Origin of the sequence: Sphingomonas phoenicis, from assembly GCF_047238005.1 — a bacterium.
Classification (GTDB): domain Bacteria; phylum Pseudomonadota; class Alphaproteobacteria; order Sphingomonadales; family Sphingomonadaceae; genus Sphingomonas.
Genome location: NZ_JBDFMC010000005.1, coordinates 137,261 through 152,871 on the forward strand (window position 1 = coordinate 137,261; position 15,611 = coordinate 152,871).

A 15,611-nucleotide genomic window follows, 5' to 3' on the forward strand; every position below is an offset into this window, starting at 1 on the left:
ACGCGGCCGATCGCCGGCTTGCTCTGGAGGGTGAGGAGCCTGATCATCTGCTCGCGCCAGAACGGTCGCCAGTCTCGGACTCTGTGCTGATCGAGACGCTCGCTGGCGTGGTGCCGTAGCCCCGATGGTCACTTAACCTCGTCGGCTCGCGAGGCGATTTACGCTTTTACGAGCCAAACTGCGCTGTTATCCGACATGGCTGAGAGAATAGGATTAGCGCAATTAAAACGTGGACTGACGTTGGCCAATCGCCCGCCCGCACCCGAACCCAAGCGCCCGTTTTGGTTAAGCAGCGTGCCCGTTGAAGGGACGTTGACCGACCTCTCGGCGAGCACAGTAGAGGCAGACGAGTTCCGCCTGCTTGCCGACCACCTGCCTGCGGCGTGCTGGCTTGCGAACGGCGATGGCTACATCGTCTGGTATAGCCGGCGCTGGCATGACTATTGCGGCACTACGCCCGCCGCGATGGAAGGGTGGGGCTGGCGTGCAGTGCACGATCCGCAGCTCCTGCCTGAGATCGAGCGGCAATGGACGGAGGCGCTCGCGACCGGCGAGCCGTTCGCGATGACGTTCCCCTTGCGGGGCGCAGACGGCGTGTTCCGGCCGTTCCAGACCCGGGCCACGCCCGTCCGAGACTCGACGGGCAGCGTGCGACGCTGGTTCGGCATCAACACCGAGGTGTCCGACCTTGTTGCGACCGAGCGGGCCGCACGCGGGGCCGAGGCTCGGCTCCGGCGCGTGCTGAACGGCATGGGCGAGGGCTTTGCGCTGCTCGATCACGACTTCCGTATCCTCGACGTCAACGAGGAGGCGTTGCGGCTTGAGTCCTGCCCCCGCGAGGCGCTGATTGGCCGGACCCATTGGGAAGCTCACCCCGGTACGGAAGAGAGCGAGATCGGCCGTCTCTACAAGCGTGCGATGTCCGAGCGTGTGCCCGTCGAACTGGAGCATTGCTACGAGTGGGGCGATGGCCGCCACACCTGGCTGGAGATGCGCGCCTTCCCGGTAGAGGAGGGACTGGCGATCTTCTTCCGCGACATCACAGAGCGGCATGAAGCGGAACGCGCGCTCAGGCGCGAGGCGGAGCGCGTCCAGCTCGCCCTCGACGCAGGCGCGATCATCGGCACCTGGGACTGGGACCTTATCCGAGACAGCTTCTCGGTCGACGAGCGGTTTGCGACCGCGTTCGGGCTCGACCCCAAGCTCGGGCGCGAGGGGCTGAGCCTTGAGCAGGTGATCGCGACCGTTCACCCAGAGGATCGGGATGGCCTGACCGCTGCAATTGACGAAGCAGTCACGCGAGGCGGCCGCTACGCACACCAATACCGGGTGCGCCGGGCTGACGGGCGATACTATTGGATCGAGGCGAACGGCCGCGTTGATAAGGACGAGACGGGCGCGTCCGTCCGCTTCCCGGGCGTGCTGCTGGACGTGGAGAGCAGGCGGGCGGTCGAACAGGAGCGCGACCAGGCGCTGACCCTGCTGCGCACCTTCACAAATGCGGTGCCGGGCGTGGTTTATGCCAAGGACCGCGACGGCCGCATGTTGGCCGCGAACCGCGGCACATCCGAGTTGGTCGGCAAGCCGTTGCCCGACGTCATTGGCAGGACCGACGCCGAGTTCCTGGATGACGCCGAGCAAGCTGCGCTGGTCATGGCGAACGACCGTCGCATCATGGACAGCGGCGAGGTCGAACAGCTTGAGGAGGAAATCAGTTTTCCGGACGGCAGCCGTGCCGTGTGGCTTTCCACAAAGGCCCCGCTCCTCGACAACGATGGCAAGGTGGTCGGGCTCGTCGGTTCGTCGGTGGACATCACCGAGCGCAAGGAGGTGCAAGCCAGGCTTGCGGAAAGCGAGGCGCGCTACCGGACCTTGTTCGACACAATCGACGAGGGCTTTTGTGTTATCGAGTTCATCGACGGCCCGCATGGCCCCTTGTCCGATTACATCCATGTCGAGGCCAACACTGCTTACGCGACAAACGCCGGCATCCCCGACATCGTCGGCAAGCGCCTGCGCGAGGTGGTCGGCGACGAGGCCGACCTCTGGGTGCGCACCTTCCGCGGCGTCCTGGAAACGAGAGAGGCGATCCGTTTCGAGCAGGAGCTAACGGCGACCGGCCGCTATCTGGAGCTTGCTGCGTTCCCCGTCGAGCCCCCCGAGCGTCGGCAAGTGGCCGTGCTGTTCAAGGACGTGACCGCGCGCAAACGCGCCGAGGATGCGCTTCGTGACCTCAACGCTTCGCTTGAGAGCCGTGTCGACGCCGCGATCGCCGAGCGCGAGCAGGTGGAGGAGGCGCTCCGTCAGGCGCAGAAAATGGAAGCGGTGGGCCAGCTCACGGGCGGCATCGCTCATGACTTCAACAACCTGCTAACTATCGTGACCGGGAACGTCGATATGGCGACCCGCGCACTACAGGCGGCCGGGGTATCGGACGCGAGGAGTAAGCGCGCGCTGGAATCAGCGATGAAGGGCGCGGAGCGTGCCGCGGCCCTTACCCAGAGGTTGCTCGCCTTTTCGCGCAAGCAGCCTCTGGCGCCCAAGCCGCTGGACGTGGACAAGCTGGTCGCGGCCATGTCCGACATGCTCAATCGGACGTTGGGCGAGACGGTCAAGGTGGAGATCGTGACCTCGCCGGGCCTGTGGCGCGTCGAGGCCGACCCCAACCAGCTCGAATCCGCGATCCTGAACCTGGCGGTGAACGCGCGTGACGCCATGCCGAAGGGGGGCACGCTCACCATCGAGACGGCGAACGCCAGACTGGACGATGCCTATGCCGCGAACCACGCCGAAGTTGCCCCGGGCAACTACGTAGTCATCGCGGTGACCGACACGGGCAAGGGCATGGACCGAGACACGCTGAGCCGCGTTTTCGAGCCGTTCTTCACGACCAAGGAGGTCGGTAAAGGCACGGGATTGGGACTTTCTCAGATCTACGGATTCACGAAGCAGTCGGGCGGGCACGTGAAAATTTACTCGGAGGAGGACCAGGGCACGACGGTCAAGATCTATTTGCCCCGCCTCCTGTCCGACGCCGGCGACGAGCCCGGATCGGGCAATCTGGTCGAGGGCCTGGAGGTAAGCCGGCAACAGGAGATGATCCTGGCGGTGGAGGACGACGACGACGTGCGCGCGTACACCGTGGAGTGCTTGCGCGAGCTTGGCTACCGCGTGCTGGAGGCGCATGACGGGCCCTCGGCGATCCGGCTGATGGAGCGTCAGGCGGAACCGATCGACCTCCTCTTCACCGACGTCGTCATGCCGAACATGTCAGGCCGCGAGTTGGCTGACGAGCTGCGACAGCGCCAGCCCGACCTGAAGGTGCTCTACACCTCCGGCTATACCAGGAACGCCATCGTTCACGGCGGCCGGCTTGATGAGGGCGTGGAGATGATCGCCAAGCCGTTCACGTTCCAGGCGCTGGCGGCCAAGGTGCGCGACATGCTTGAAAGCGGGAGGAACCAGCGCGTGCTGATCGTGGAGGACGAGCCGACTGTCCGCGCCTTCGTGGCGGAGGCGCTGGGTGGCCTTGGCTACGCTGCTGACGAGGCGGCGACCGCAGCGGAAGCGCTCATGAAGGTGCGCGCGGCGCAGGGACGGTACGACGTGATAGTGCTCGATGCAGCGCTCCCGGACAAGAAGGGCGATTCCTTGCTGGCTGAACTCCGGGCGCTGCATATGGATATGCCTGTCCTGATCGCGAGTGGTGAACACGCGGCCGAGCTGGCGGAGAAGTTTGCTGGCGACCGATGCACGGGCGTCCTGCCGAAGCCCTACACGGGCGCGAAGCTCGCCGAGGCGCTCCGCGACTTGGGCTTGCGCTGTGCTGCCATGCCAAAGGTCAGCTAACCGTCGCGGTTTGGGGAGCGGCCTTCCGCCGTATCACAGCACATCGGCAAGCGCCTCCAGAAGCGCATGATCTGAGACTGGCTTGTGGCAGATCGGGCGTTCCCGGTGCGCGGCAGGTATGGCGCAGGCCGTGCCGGTCGCGAATATGAACGGTACGCCCCGTCGAGCCAGCTCGTCGGCGATCGGGAACGAGGTTTCCTCTCCGAGCTGCACATCCAGCGTGGCTGCGTCCGGCAGCGGATCGAGCGCGTCAAGCGCGTCTCGCACGCTCGCCACCGGCCCGATTATCTCTGCGCCCGCGGCTTCCAGTGTTCCTGTTAGACCCAGCGCGAGGAGGAAATTGTCCTCGACGATGAGCACCCGACGCCCGGCGAGCAGCTTACTGGACATGACGCGGCGGCTCCGGACGGTGAGGGCACGTGAACTCCCCTTGGTTTGTCAGGACTTAACCCGCGGGAGGTGGGCAAGTATCCGTGTCATCTCGCCTATCGTCGGCTAGGAGAGCAGTCTTAGCATAGGGGGCACCGTGGCTGATCTTGAGAGCATGAGGCGGCGGCAGCGAATTTGGCCGATTTCGGGGACCTCGCCTTGGAGTGCGAGGACCTGGACGGCGTGCTGACCGAAGCCTGTCGCCTGGTCGGGGAGGCGCTGGGCACCGATCTCGCCAAGGTCATCGAGATCGAGGAAGAAGATCGAACCCTGTTCGTTCGGGCGGGCGTCGGCTGGCCGCCGGGCATCGTCGGCCATGTCCGATTGCCCATGAGCGAGCGTTCGTCGGAGACCTATGCCGTCGAGTTGGGCGAGCCGGTCCTCACGCCCGACATCCTCAACGAGGAGCGGTTCGTATTTCCCGACCTCTTGAAGGAGGCCGGCGTCGTCGGCATCGTCAACGTGCCGATCTTCCTTCCCGGCCGGAAGCCCTACGGGCTGCTGCAGGTGGACAGCCGCGATATTTGGAAGCCCGACGAGGAAACGACCGAGTTTCTGCGGACCTATGCGACCATCCTCGGACCGGTCATCGATCGTCTGAACAAGGTGCACGACCTGCAACGCGCGGCGGAGACGAACCAGACGCTCCTTCACGAGCTACAGCACCGCATCAAGAACAACATCGGCGCGATTACCAGTCTCGTACGAATGCGGATCAACAAGGCGCAAACGGAAGATGCGCGCCAGGAGCTGGGGATCATCGGCGGCCGGATCGAGGCGCTGCGCCTCGTCCACGAGCAGGTTTACGCGGCCCAGGGCGGCGATCGCGTGTCGCTCCGCTCCTATGGAACCTCGCTCCTCGAATGTCGGCTGGAGCTCTATCAGGAGACGCCGGTCCGGCTCGACGCTGGCGGGATCGAGGAGCTGAGCATATCCAGCGATACCGCCATTCCGCTCGGGCTCATCCTGAATGAGTTCACGACCAACAGTCTGAAATACGCGTTTGAAGACGATCGGACCGGAACCGAGAACATCATCTCGCTTGAGGCGAATAGGATTGACGATCGACTACGGGTTTGGATCAGCGATAATGGAAAGGGATTGCCGGTAGAAAGCCGGGAAGCACGACCAGGATTTGGAACAGGAAGATCGCTGATTGAAGGGCTGGCGCGTCAGCTCGGAGCTGTGCCCGAGTGGCGGTCGGAGAACGGCACCGCTCTTCTGCTGGAGTTTCCTTGCAAAGCCTGATCGAGGTGCCAGGCGTAACGATTAGAAGGCTGGGAGGTCGGACGTGATCCGGTTGTCCCCCAGAAGCCGACCTACGGAGCCGGGATGGTCCGCTCCGGCTCAAGCCGCCATTGAACCGCTTTTCGAAAGACGCGCGACAATTGCTCGATCGAGTACGGCTTGTGCAAGAGCTCGAAGCCGTGGTTCCCGTTCTGAGCAAGAACGTGGCTGTAACCACTCGTCAGCAGGACGGCGACTCGCGGATGGAGGCGCCGAACTTCCTGCGCTAGCTCGACGCCGTTCATCCCGGGCATGACCACGTCAGTAAAGACGACGTGGAAACGGTCGGGATCGTCGCGAAGCAACTCGAGCGCGGACGCTGCGTCCGCGACGAGCATGCTGTCGTAGCCGAGTTCAGCGAGCGCGCCCGTCGCGAACCCTCCCACGTCCTGGTTGTCCTCGACGACGAGCACGCAAACTCCGCCTCCGTGGATAGAACTGATCTCTTCGACGGGGGAGGGCAGCGCTGCCTCGTCCGCCTGCGCGCGGGGCAGGTAGAGGGTAAAGGTCGTACCCTCGCCGGGTGAGCTGGAAACCCTGATGTCGCCCCCGGATTGCTTGGCGAAGCCGATCACCTGGCTCAGGCCCAAGCCCGTGCCCTGACCGACTCCTTTGGTTGTGAAGAACGGCTCGAAGATGCGGTCCAGCTGATCGGCCGGGATGCCTTCGCCGGTGTCGGTCACCGTAACTGCCACGAAATCTCCCGCCACGGCCGCATGCCCCCGGATCGCTGGGAGCCCGGAAACCGCGCCCGCAGCGATGCTGAGCCGGCCCTCGCCGGCCATCGCGTCGCGCGCGTTGATGCCCATGTTGACGATGGCAGTGTCGAACTGGCTCCGATCCGCGACGACGAAACAAGGGCTCAGCGGCACCTCGATCGATAGCTGAACGCGCGAACCGGTCATCGTCTGGAGCATGGTCGCGACCTCCTGTAGCGACATGCCGACGTCGAATAGATCGGCGCTGAGCGCCTGGCGCCGCGCGAAGGAGAGAAGCTGGCCGGTAAGCTTGGCGGCTCGCTCCGCGGTGTCACCGATGGCGTCTAGGTATCGGCCGCGCTTGTCTTCGCTCAGATTGCCACGTCGAAGCAGGTCTACCGAGCCACGGATCACGGTCAGCAGGTTGTTGAAGTCGTGCGCGACGCCGCCGGTGAGCTGGCCGATGGCCTCGAGCTTCTGCGATTGGCGCAGGGCCTCCTGTGCCTCCGCCAGCGCTGCCTGTTCCTGAACCCGCTTCGTTACGTCATAGACGAACTGATAGGCGCCGATCTGCCGGCCGTCTGAGTCCCGCAGCACGTTGAACTTCATCTCGTAGAAGCGTCGATCCCGCCCGGGGGCGCCGAACTGTCCGGTTGCCGTGAACTCGTCCCCGCCGAGCGCACGCGACCATACGTCCTTCACGGCCTGCTGATGCTCAGGCTGGTCGGCCAGCAGATCGAGCATGCAGTGGCCGACGAGTGGGCGCGTGCCGTAGATCCGCTCGAACTCGTCCGCCGCGGCTCTGTTGATCGCCAGCCAACGAAACTCGAGGTCGGCGACCTGGACGAACGCGTCCGTGCGCTCGACCAGCTCGGCAAGCAGTTGGCGCTCAGCGAGCGCTTCCGAGAACCGCTCCTCAAGCTGGCCGTTCAGCCGCCGCAATTGCTCCTCGGCCTCCCGCAGATCAGTGACGTCGGTGTGCACGCCCACCCATTCGCGGATAGCCCCGCCCTCATCGAAGGTGGGGATCGCGCGAATCGAGAAGCGTCGCCAGGCACCGTCGTGCCGGCGCACGCGATGTTCGAAGGCAAAGGGTCGCTGCTCGGCGACCGCCGCGTTCCATGCCTGGACCGTGGGTTCGGCGTCGTCGGGATGTACCGCTCGCGCCCATCCGTAGCCGCTATAGTCTTTATGGCCCTGGCCGGTAAGCGCGGCCCAGCCGGGTTGCTCCCCAACCATCTCGCCGCTTGGACTGTTCGTCCACACGATGCCTTGCACCGCGTCTACGGCCGCATGGAAGCGCGCCGCGCTTGCTCGGAGCTCGGCGTTGGCCTCCTCCCGCTCGACCAGCGCCAGCCTTAGTTCAAGCTGAGCCATCACCTGATTGGCAAGCATGCGAAGCGCACGCTGCTGGCGCTCACTCAAGGCGCGCGGCTTATGATCGAGCACGCAAAGCGTGCCGATCGGAAAACCGTCGGGCGACTTGAGCAGCGCGCCCGCGTAGAAGCGGAGACCACCGTCGGCCGTGACCAGCGGATTGCAGTCAAACCGCGCGTCCTGCGTCGCGTCGGGGACCAGCAGGAACTCATCTTCTAAGAGGGCGGTGCCGCAGAACGACGTTTCGAGCGGCGTGGAGTCGACGCCGAGCCCGACCTCAGCCTTGAACCATTGCCGGCCGTCAGCGATGAGGTTTACCACCGCGATGGGCGTGTCACACACCTCCGACGCAAGGACCGCCAAGTCGTCGAAACCTTGCTCGCGCGCAGTGTCCAGCACCCGATAGCGCGCCAACGCCGCAAGGCGACGATCCTCATCAAGAGCGGGGCGAACCGGTGTCATCGCGCCATCCTAACTGGCGAGTGCTCCAGCGACCAGTTCGGATCGCGGAAACACGGATCTAACTCCGTCCGGATCGAACTCGCCAGCGTCAATCCAAGCGGTGCTGTTCCCCCATGGCAACGACGGATCGTCCTGCGACGAAGCTAGTTCATGCTTCAGCGGACACGACGCACACCGGTCCGACAGGAGCTTTTCGTGATGGTCAAGTTGAAGCCGCTGCGCGAGCAGGTGATCGTTGTTACCGGCGCCACCAGCGGCAATGGGCTCGCGATCGCCGAGGAGGCTGTGGCGCGGGGCGCGGCGGTGGTGATGGCCGCTCGCAACACCGACGCACTCGAGGCGATCCGCGCCGATCTCGCCGCGCGGGGTCGCAGGGTCGCCGTCTGCACCGCCGATATTGCAGTGGACGCGGACGTGCGGAGGATTGCCGATGTCGCAATATCGTCCTTCGGGGGGTTCGATAGCTGGATCAACAACGCCGCCGCTGCGACCTATGGCACGCTCGAGCAGGTGCCGGTCGCCGATCATCGCCATGTGTTCGACGTGAACTATTTTGGTGTGCTCGCCGGCTCACTTGTGGCCGCCAACCATCTCCGAAGTCGAGGAGGGGCGATCATCAACATCGGTTCAATTCTCAGCGAGCGTGCGATCTTGGAGCAGGGGCCCTATTGCGCTACCAAGCATGCCGTACAGGCGCTTACCGACACGCTTCGTATGGAGCTGGAGCGCGACGGCGCGCCGATCTCGGTAACGCTGATCAAGCCATCGGCGATCGATACGCTGTTCCCCGAACACGCGCGGAACTTCATGGAGGCGCCGCCACGCCTGCCACCCCCGCTCTATACGCCGGGGGTCGTCGCCGACGCGGTGCTGTTTGCCTGCACGACGCCACGGCGTGAGCTGTACGTTGGCGGCGGCGGCTGGCTGGCGGCGAAGTTGGCGGGGCTCGCGCCTCGACTAACAGACTTCATGATGGAGGCGGGCGGCGTGGCCGTACAGCAGAAGCCCGGTGACGCGGGCGACCCCGCACGTCGCGACAACCTCTACGAGCCGCGCGCGGATGGCGCTCGCCGCGGCTCGCAGCACGTCTACGCGCGCAATAGCAGCCTGCTCGTCCAGGCGCAGAAGTTGCCCGGCGGGCTTGCCACCGCGGCGCTGGTCGGGCTGGGCGCGCTGGTCATGGCCGGTCGTGCAGTACGACCGCGCCCCCGGGGCTGACCTATAACAAGGTGAACGGCGGCGGCGTTTCTGGCACAGGTCACGCCAGCAGGCTTCATCGAAATGGTTCAGGCTTCGGTGCCCTCGCCGAATACCCAACGGTCCGACGAGATGGGCGCAGTTGCCCACCCGGACGGTTAACGCTTGTGTAAGACATCTTTGACAAGATCGCAGGACCTGGGACGGGCTCCTTCTCTTGAACCGATCTCGTGCGGGATAGCGTGTTGTTCGCTGGATAAGGGCGGGGGTCCAGATACGGCGGAGAGACGAGTGGAAGCGTTAGGTTTCAAGCGGGTGCTGATCGTTGAGGACGAGCCCATGATCGCCATGCTCCTCGAGGACATGATCGATGAGATGGGGGCCGAAGTGGCTGGCGTCGCCTCAAGCCTCGATGAGGCGCAATGCGCGGCGCTCGGAAGCGATGTCGACGTGGCTGTCCTCGACATCAACTTGCGAGGTCAGATGAGCTATCCGGCTGCGCAGACGCTAAGCGACCGAGGCATTCCCTTTATCTTCGTTACCGGCTTTGCACGCGACGCAATCCCGCCGACGCTCGGGCATGTGCCTGTGCTACCCAAACCCTACTGCCTGGCCGACATCGCATTTGGGCTTACGCGCGCGCTGACGGCGCCGAACCGGGCGAGGCAGGCTGTGTCGTAGCCTAAACAGCCTGGGTCGGCTCTGCCCTAATTGAGATAGGCGGAATCGAAACCCGACACGGCGCATAGTCGGTCAGGATCGAGAATAGTCATGCGGTGACCGTGCTGCTTGATAAGCCCTTCTTCGCGCAGCCGCCGCAAGGTCCGGTTCACATGAACTGCCGTTAGCCCAAGACCATCCGCAATTTCCTCTTGCGTCAGCGGCAATTCGAATTCGCCGTCGCGCGCATGATTGATCCGCTCCAGGCGACGATGTAGCTCGCACAGCAGGTGAGCCGTCCTCGTGTACGCGTCTCGCCGTCCGAGATTGACCATCCAGGATCGGGCAAGTGCTTCTTCGACCAGGCTGGACCAGGCGAGTGCCGCGCGCAGGGTGGGTCGGTCGTGGAGAGCTTCGGCAATCCCCTCGCACGACATGATCGCAACCGTCGCCGGCGTGATAGCCATTAGGTTGTGGTCCGCAGCGCGGCGAACCGACGCGCACGTTCCGCAAAGATCCCCTGGCATATGGTAGGATGTGAACTGGCGGGAGCCATCGCGCAGCGTCTTGCTCCGGCCCAACCAGCCCTCCAGCACCAGAAGGACATGTTCCGGCTTGTCGCCTTCCCGGTAAATGTCCCGGCGACCGGGGACGCTACGTTGCTCGAGGCACAGATCGTCGATCGTCTTTCGATGATCCTCGTCGAGAAAGACGTGTGTCGAAAGCTTGGAATATAGAGGATTGCTGGTCTGTTTCACGTCGCTGAACTCAGAGCATGATCTCCACTCAGGCGATCTTCCGGTAGACCGTCAAGCTCAGGCTAGTGCAAAAGCGTTCCTGAGGCCACCGCTGCGCCCAGGTACCGACACACCGCCCCAAGACCTGCGCACCTATGACCGTACGTGCCTGAAGCTGGGCGAACGTCACAACAGGCGGCCAAATGCCGGCTCTCGCGGCGGCCCGGATCTTAGAACCGCTTGCGCAACCGAGACACGCTCGTGGCGGCAGAGTGTGCGGGGTCCGCAACCGCGCATTCGTCTTCCAGCTGCGAGCGGATGGCCTCGATTTCGCGATCGGTCCGGTGCTCGATCCCAATGAATTCGTTCCGCGCATCGGTGAGCGCGCGAATGACCTCGTCCAACTTCGCCTGCATGGCCGCGGCATCGCGGTTCTGCGAATTCTGGATCAGGAAAACCATGATGAAGGTCACGATCGTTGTGGCTGTGTTGACCACCAGCTGCCAGGTGTCGGAGAAGTGGAACACCGGCCCGCTCAGCAGCCAGACAACGATCAGGCCAGCCGCGACGACGAAGGCAAGCGGCTGTCCGGCGAATTGCGCGGTGCGACCCGCCAGCTTGGTGAATATCTTGTCGAGCATGGTTGCGCCTTCTTCGAGACAATGCAGCGTCGCACGCACGCTAAGCAGCGGCGCGAGTGCGGAGCGGATGAGTGTAGGCGCTTGCTAGCGTTTCGCGCGAAAGACCAGCAGCAGCGCGTAGCCGCACAGCAGCGCAAGGCCGAACCAGGTCAGCGCGTAGACCAGATGGTTGTTAGGGAAGGAGATCACGGTCAGCCCGCCGAGCGGCCACCCGCCAGGGTTGGGGCTGGCGTCGGCGTCGATGAAGTACGGAGCGACAGAGGTAAGGCCCTGCGCTCGGGCAATGGCCGCAACGTCACGAGAGTACCAGCGATCCTGCTCAGGCCGGTTTGGCCGCAGGACCCGTCCGCCCGGCTCTGTGAGCCGCAGAAGCCCGGTGATTACGACAGGCTCGGCAGGCAGCGCCTGCGCCCTTGTGGTGCGGTTTGCCCGCTCAGGAGGAACGAAACCCCGATTAACGAGGATGAGCGTCCCGTCGGCGACCCGCAGAGGGGTCAGCACCCAATAACCGTTGCCCTGTTCAGTGACGGCCTCAACGAGGGTCTCGCGAGCGTGCACGAACCGGCCGGTGACGGTCACGTGGCGGTATTGCCACTCCGCTGCTGGCCCCCTCCGGAGCCACTCGTTCGCGGAGGGCGCTACCGCTGGCGGCGCATGGATCCGTTCGTCCACCGCCGCGATCAACGCCAGCTTCCAGGTGCGCCGTTCGATCTGCCAGACGCCAAGCGCGGTGAACAGCAGCACACCGGCGAGCGCCAGCCCGATCAGAAGCAGCCGCTTCATCGTGGACCGGCGCCCTTGCTACCGGCGCAGGCCGGTCAGCGAACCGGGCCCATGTGCGCACCGGGCATCGGCATCATGTTCGTGTTGAGGTGGAACATGACCCAGATCGACCCGCCGATCGTGATCACGACGATCACCGCCGTGAAGAGGAAAGCCAGCAGCGTCCAGCCGCCCTCCGAGCGCGTGTCGAGGTGCAGGAAGCAGATCACGTGAACGCCAATCTGAACGATCGCGAGCCCGAAGATCACCGCAGCAATCCAGCCGGGTGCGGGTCCTGACTGCGACATCACCAGCCAGAAGGGTACGACCGTGAGCACGATCGCGAGCAGCGATCCAACGCGATAGCCAAGCCGGCTGCCGTGCCCGTGCGTGTCGCCGTGTGCGTGCAGCGCGGCGTCATAGGGTTCGGTGCTCAACGGATCACTCCATACAGATAGACGAAGGTGAAGACCCCGATCCAGATGATGTCGAGGAAGTGCCAGAACATGCTGAGGCAGATCAGCCGCCGCTTCATCGGATGAATGAGCCCGTGCTGCCCGAGCTGAATCAGCGAAGCAGCAATCCAGATGAGGCCTACCGTCACGTGCGCCCCGTGGGTGCCCACGAGCGTGAAGAAGGCGGAGAGGAAGGCGCTGCGCTGCGGCCCCGCACCTTCGGCGATCAGATGCGAGAACTCGTAAAGCTCGACACCGACGAATGCCAGGCCAAGCAGACCGGTGATCGCCAGCCAGAAGCGGGTCGGCCCGACCCGGCCGGCCTCCATGTGCGGCATGGCCTCGCCAAAGGTGATCGAGGAGGCGAGCAGGAAGGCGGTGTTGAGCGCAACGAGCTTGAGGTCAAAGATCTCGCGCGGCACGGGGCCGCCCGCATAGCTGGTGCTTACCACGCCGAACATCGCGAACAGCGAGGCAAAGATGAGCGCATCGCTCATCAGATAGATCCAGAACCCGAGCACGGTGGCGCCGTTGCCGCCGTGGTCGTGGTCCTCCTCTTCGGCGAGATGCCAGGTAGTGCCCGCCTCACGGGCGTCGATTGCGTGATCGGTCATGTCAGGCTCCAGCGGCCAGCAGCTGCCGCCGCTTGCTTTCCGTCCGCGTCACCTCATCCGCCGGGATGAAATAATCGCGTTTGAAGTTGAAGGTGTGGCCGACGGCGACCGCCAGCAGGCCGACAAAGCTCAGGGCGGCGAGCCACCACATGTACCAGACCATGCCGAAGCCGAGGACGAGCGCGAGACCGGCGAGGATCACGCCGCTGCCGGTATTGCGCGGCATGTGGATGGGACGGAAGCCCCCGTCCGGCCGCTCATAACCGCGCGCCTTCATATCGTACCAGGCGTCAAGATCGTGGACGACGGGCGTGATCGCGAAGTTGTACGCCGGAGGAGGCGAGCTGGTCGACCATTCGAGCGTGCGGCCGTTCCACGGATCGCCCGTCGTGTCGGCGAGCTGCTTGCGCTTCACGAAGCCCATGACGATGCTCATCACGAAGCCGAGGATACCGACCAGGATGATGAGAGCGCCGATCGCCGCAATGATGAAATAGGGCTGGATGCTCGTGTCATCGAAGTGATGAACACGCCGTGGCTCGCCCATCAGACCAACGACGTAAATCGGAGTCCAGGCGACCCAGTAGCCGATCACCCATCCCCAGAAGGCCACCTTGCCCCAGAACTCGTCGAGCTTGAAGCCGAACGCCTTGGGGAACCAGTAGGTCATGCCCGCGAACAGCGCGAAGACGACGCCGCCGATGATGACATTGTGGAAGTGGGCCACCAGGAACAGCGAGTTGTGGAACACGAAGTCGGCTGGGGGAATGGCGAGCAGCACCCCCGTCATACCTCCGACTGTGAAGGTCAGCATGAAGGCGACGACCCACATCATCGGCAGCTCGAACCGGATGTCGCCCTTGTACATGGTGAACAGCCAGTTGAAGATCTTCGCGCCTGTCGGGATCGAGATCACCATGGTGGCGATACCGAAGAACGAGTTCACGGTCGGGCCAGCGCCCATGGTGAAGAAGTGGTGCAGCCAGACGAGATATGAGAGGATGGTGATGACGACGGTCGCGTAAACCATCGACGAGTAACCGAAGAGTGGCTTGCCCGAGAAGGTTGCGGTGATCTCCGAGTAGATACCGAAGGCGGGCAGGACCAGGACATAGACCTCCGGGTGACCCCAGATCCACACCATGTTCCAGTACATCATCGGCGCGCCGCCGAGCTCGTTGGTGAAGAAGTTGGTGCCGACATAGCGGTCGAGCAGGAGGAGGAAGAAGGCGGCGGTGAGCGCCGGGAAGATGGCGATCGCCAGTACGTTCGAGCAGAGCGCGGTCCAGCAGAACACCGGCATTTTCATCATCGTCATGCCGGGTGCGCGCATCTTGATGATGGTCGCAACCATGTTGATGGCGGACAATGTCGTACCCACGCCCGCTATCTGGAGCGACCATAGATAATAGTCGACGCCGGTATCAGGGCTGTAGGCGAGCTCAGCAAGCGGGGCGTACGACAGCCAACCTGTTCGCGCGAATTCGCCGACAAACAACGAGATCATCACCAGCACCGCGCCTGCCGCCGTCAGCCAGAAGCTGAAATTGTTGAGGAACGGGAAGGCGACGTCGCGCGCACCGATCTGGAGCGGCATGACGAAGTTGATGATGCCGACCACCAGCGGGATCGCCACGAAGAAGATCATGATCGTCCCGTGCGCGGTGAAGATCTGATCATAATGATGCGCAGGCAGGAACCCCTGGTTCGCCCCGAACGCGACCGCCTGCTGCGCGCGCATCATCAGCGCATCCGAGAAGCCCCGGAGCAGCATGATAATGCCGAGAATGATGTACATGATGCCGATCTTCTTGTGATCGACGCTCGTGAACCACTCGCTCCAGAGATACCCCCAGAGGCGATAGCGGGTAATAGCTCCGACAATCCCGAGCCCCAGCAGGGACACGACGATAAAGGTGCCGAAGAGGATCGGCTCGTGAAAGGGAAAGGATTCCCAGGTCAGCCGACCAAAGACGGTTTTCAGCATGGAATCAGTCATCGTGGTTCCGTTCGCGGGGGTCAGGCCCGCTCGGCGCGGGCGGCGCCGGGGACGTTGAATGGGAAGACGGCAGACAGGTCGCGGTTGCGCTGGTCACCGGGTTTGCGCTGACCGGGCGGGTCCGGTTGCGCGGGCTTGGTCACGTTCGGACCAGTGCCCTTGTCCTCGGGAGCCTTCTGCAGTGCAGGTGTCGGCTTCTCGCCCATGATCGGTGCCGCAGCGCGGCCGGGAGCCATGCCGGCGCCCATGCGAGGATCATTCGGGTTGCCGCCGCCGCGCGCCATGTCGCGGGCCATGACATCGACCATGCAGGGCTTGCCGGGCTCAACGCAGCGATTGACGATGCGATCGAACAAGCCAGCCTGCACCGAGGCGAAGTGCATGACCGGGACCTTTTCGCTCGGCTTGGCCAGATCGATGTAGTTGGCCGTCTGGAGCGCGCCG

13 protein-coding genes are annotated in these 15,611 nt (G+C 64.1%); 4 read left to right on the forward strand and 9 right to left on the reverse strand.

The genetic code is table 11. The annotated features are described in order from the left end of the window. The first annotated feature begins 312 nt into the window (after positions 1–312). Positions 313–3,849: a PAS domain-containing protein gene (locus ABC319_RS19530; RefSeq protein WP_413071932.1), complete on the forward strand. Its 3,537-nt coding sequence runs from the start codon at positions 313–315 to the stop codon at positions 3,847–3,849. A gap of 33 nt (positions 3,850–3,882) precedes the next feature. Here ABC319_RS19530 and ABC319_RS19535 read toward each other — a convergent pair whose 3' ends face one another. Continuing rightward, positions 3,883–4,239, reverse strand: coding sequence for a response regulator (locus ABC319_RS19535; RefSeq protein ID WP_413071933.1), 357 nt, complete (start codon positions 4,237–4,239; stop codon positions 3,883–3,885). 174 nt (positions 4,240–4,413) lie between these two features. On the opposite strand from ABC319_RS19535, the gene ABC319_RS19540 reads away from it, so the two are divergent. Next, positions 4,414–5,526, forward strand: coding sequence for a sensor histidine kinase (locus ABC319_RS19540; protein WP_413071934.1), 1,113 nt, complete (start codon positions 4,414–4,416; stop codon positions 5,524–5,526). Between the two features lie 71 nt (positions 5,527–5,597). Here the strand turns inward: ABC319_RS19540 and ABC319_RS19545 are convergent, their stop codons facing one another. Continuing rightward, on the reverse strand, positions 5,598–8,102 hold the full coding sequence (locus ABC319_RS19545; RefSeq protein WP_413071935.1) for a PAS domain-containing protein: 2,505 nt from the start codon (positions 8,100–8,102) through the stop codon (positions 5,598–5,600). A 207-nt stretch (positions 8,103–8,309) separates the two neighbouring features. Here ABC319_RS19545 and ABC319_RS19550 point away from each other — a divergent pair, with 207 nt between their 5' ends. Both ABC319_RS19550 and ABC319_RS19555 read left to right on the forward strand, forming a co-directional pair. Next, positions 8,310–9,320: an SDR family oxidoreductase gene (locus tag ABC319_RS19550; RefSeq protein ID WP_413071936.1), complete on the forward strand. Its 1,011-nt coding sequence runs from the start codon at positions 8,310–8,312 to the stop codon at positions 9,318–9,320. 294 nt (positions 9,321–9,614) lie between these two features. Beyond that, on the forward strand, positions 9,615–9,980 hold the full coding sequence (locus ABC319_RS19555; RefSeq protein ID WP_413071952.1) for a response regulator: 366 nt from the start codon (positions 9,615–9,617) through the stop codon (positions 9,978–9,980). Positions 9,981–10,006: 26 nt separating this feature from the next. On the opposite strand, the gene ABC319_RS19560 is transcribed toward ABC319_RS19555, so the two are convergent. From ABC319_RS19560 to ABC319_RS19590, 7 genes are all read right to left on the reverse strand, one after another. Next, positions 10,007–10,717: a Crp/Fnr family transcriptional regulator gene (locus tag ABC319_RS19560; RefSeq protein ID WP_413071937.1), complete on the reverse strand. Its 711-nt coding sequence runs from the start codon at positions 10,715–10,717 to the stop codon at positions 10,007–10,009. Positions 10,718–10,926: 209 nt separating this feature from the next. Beyond that, a complete protein-coding gene (locus ABC319_RS19565; protein WP_413071938.1) occupies positions 10,927–11,337 on the reverse strand; it encodes a low affinity iron permease family protein in 411 nt (136 codons plus the stop codon). An 84-nt stretch (positions 11,338–11,421) separates the two neighbouring features. Next, positions 11,422–12,120 carry an SURF1 family protein gene (locus tag ABC319_RS19570; RefSeq protein WP_413071939.1) on the reverse strand — a complete coding sequence of 233 codons (699 nt, stop codon included), beginning with the start codon at positions 12,118–12,120 and terminating at the stop codon, positions 11,422–11,424. A gap of 35 nt (positions 12,121–12,155) precedes the next feature. Beyond that, positions 12,156–12,536: a cytochrome o ubiquinol oxidase subunit IV gene (cyoD, locus tag ABC319_RS19575; RefSeq protein WP_413071940.1), complete on the reverse strand. Its 381-nt coding sequence runs from the start codon at positions 12,534–12,536 to the stop codon at positions 12,156–12,158. Then, complete coding sequence (cyoC, locus tag ABC319_RS19580; protein WP_413071941.1) at positions 12,533–13,168, reverse strand: cytochrome o ubiquinol oxidase subunit III; 636 nt, start codon at positions 13,166–13,168, stop codon at positions 12,533–12,535. The genes cyoD and cyoC overlap by 4 nt, the downstream gene beginning before the upstream one ends. A gap of 1 nt (position 13,169) precedes the next feature. Next, a complete protein-coding gene (gene cyoB / locus ABC319_RS19585; RefSeq protein ID WP_413071942.1) occupies positions 13,170–15,167 on the reverse strand; it encodes a cytochrome o ubiquinol oxidase subunit I in 1,998 nt (665 codons plus the stop codon). Positions 15,168–15,187: 20 nt separating this feature from the next. Further along, positions 15,188–15,611: COX aromatic rich motif-containing protein (locus tag ABC319_RS19590; RefSeq protein ID WP_413071943.1), on the reverse strand; the 424-nt coding region annotated here is incomplete at its 5' end.

Coding starts and splice junctions, on each gene's coding strand:
- ABC319_RS19535 (WP_413071933.1), bottom strand. CDS start 4,239: ATGTCCAGTAAGCTGCTCGCCGGGCGTCGGGTGCTCATCGTCGAGGAC.
- ABC319_RS19545 (WP_413071935.1), bottom strand. CDS start 8,102: ATGACACCGGTTCGCCCCGCTCTTGATGAGGATCGTCGCCTTGCGGCG.
- ABC319_RS19565 (WP_413071938.1), bottom strand. CDS start 11,337: ATGCTCGACAAGATATTCACCAAGCTGGCGGGTCGCACCGCGCAATTC.
- ABC319_RS19570 (WP_413071939.1), bottom strand. CDS start 12,120: ATGAAGCGGCTGCTTCTGATCGGGCTGGCGCTCGCCGGTGTGCTGCTG.
- cyoC (WP_413071941.1), bottom strand. CDS start 13,168: ATGACCGATCACGCAATCGACGCCCGTGAGGCGGGCACTACCTGGCAT.
- cyoB (WP_413071942.1), bottom strand. CDS start 15,167: ATGACTGATTCCATGCTGAAAACCGTCTTTGGTCGGCTGACCTGGGAA.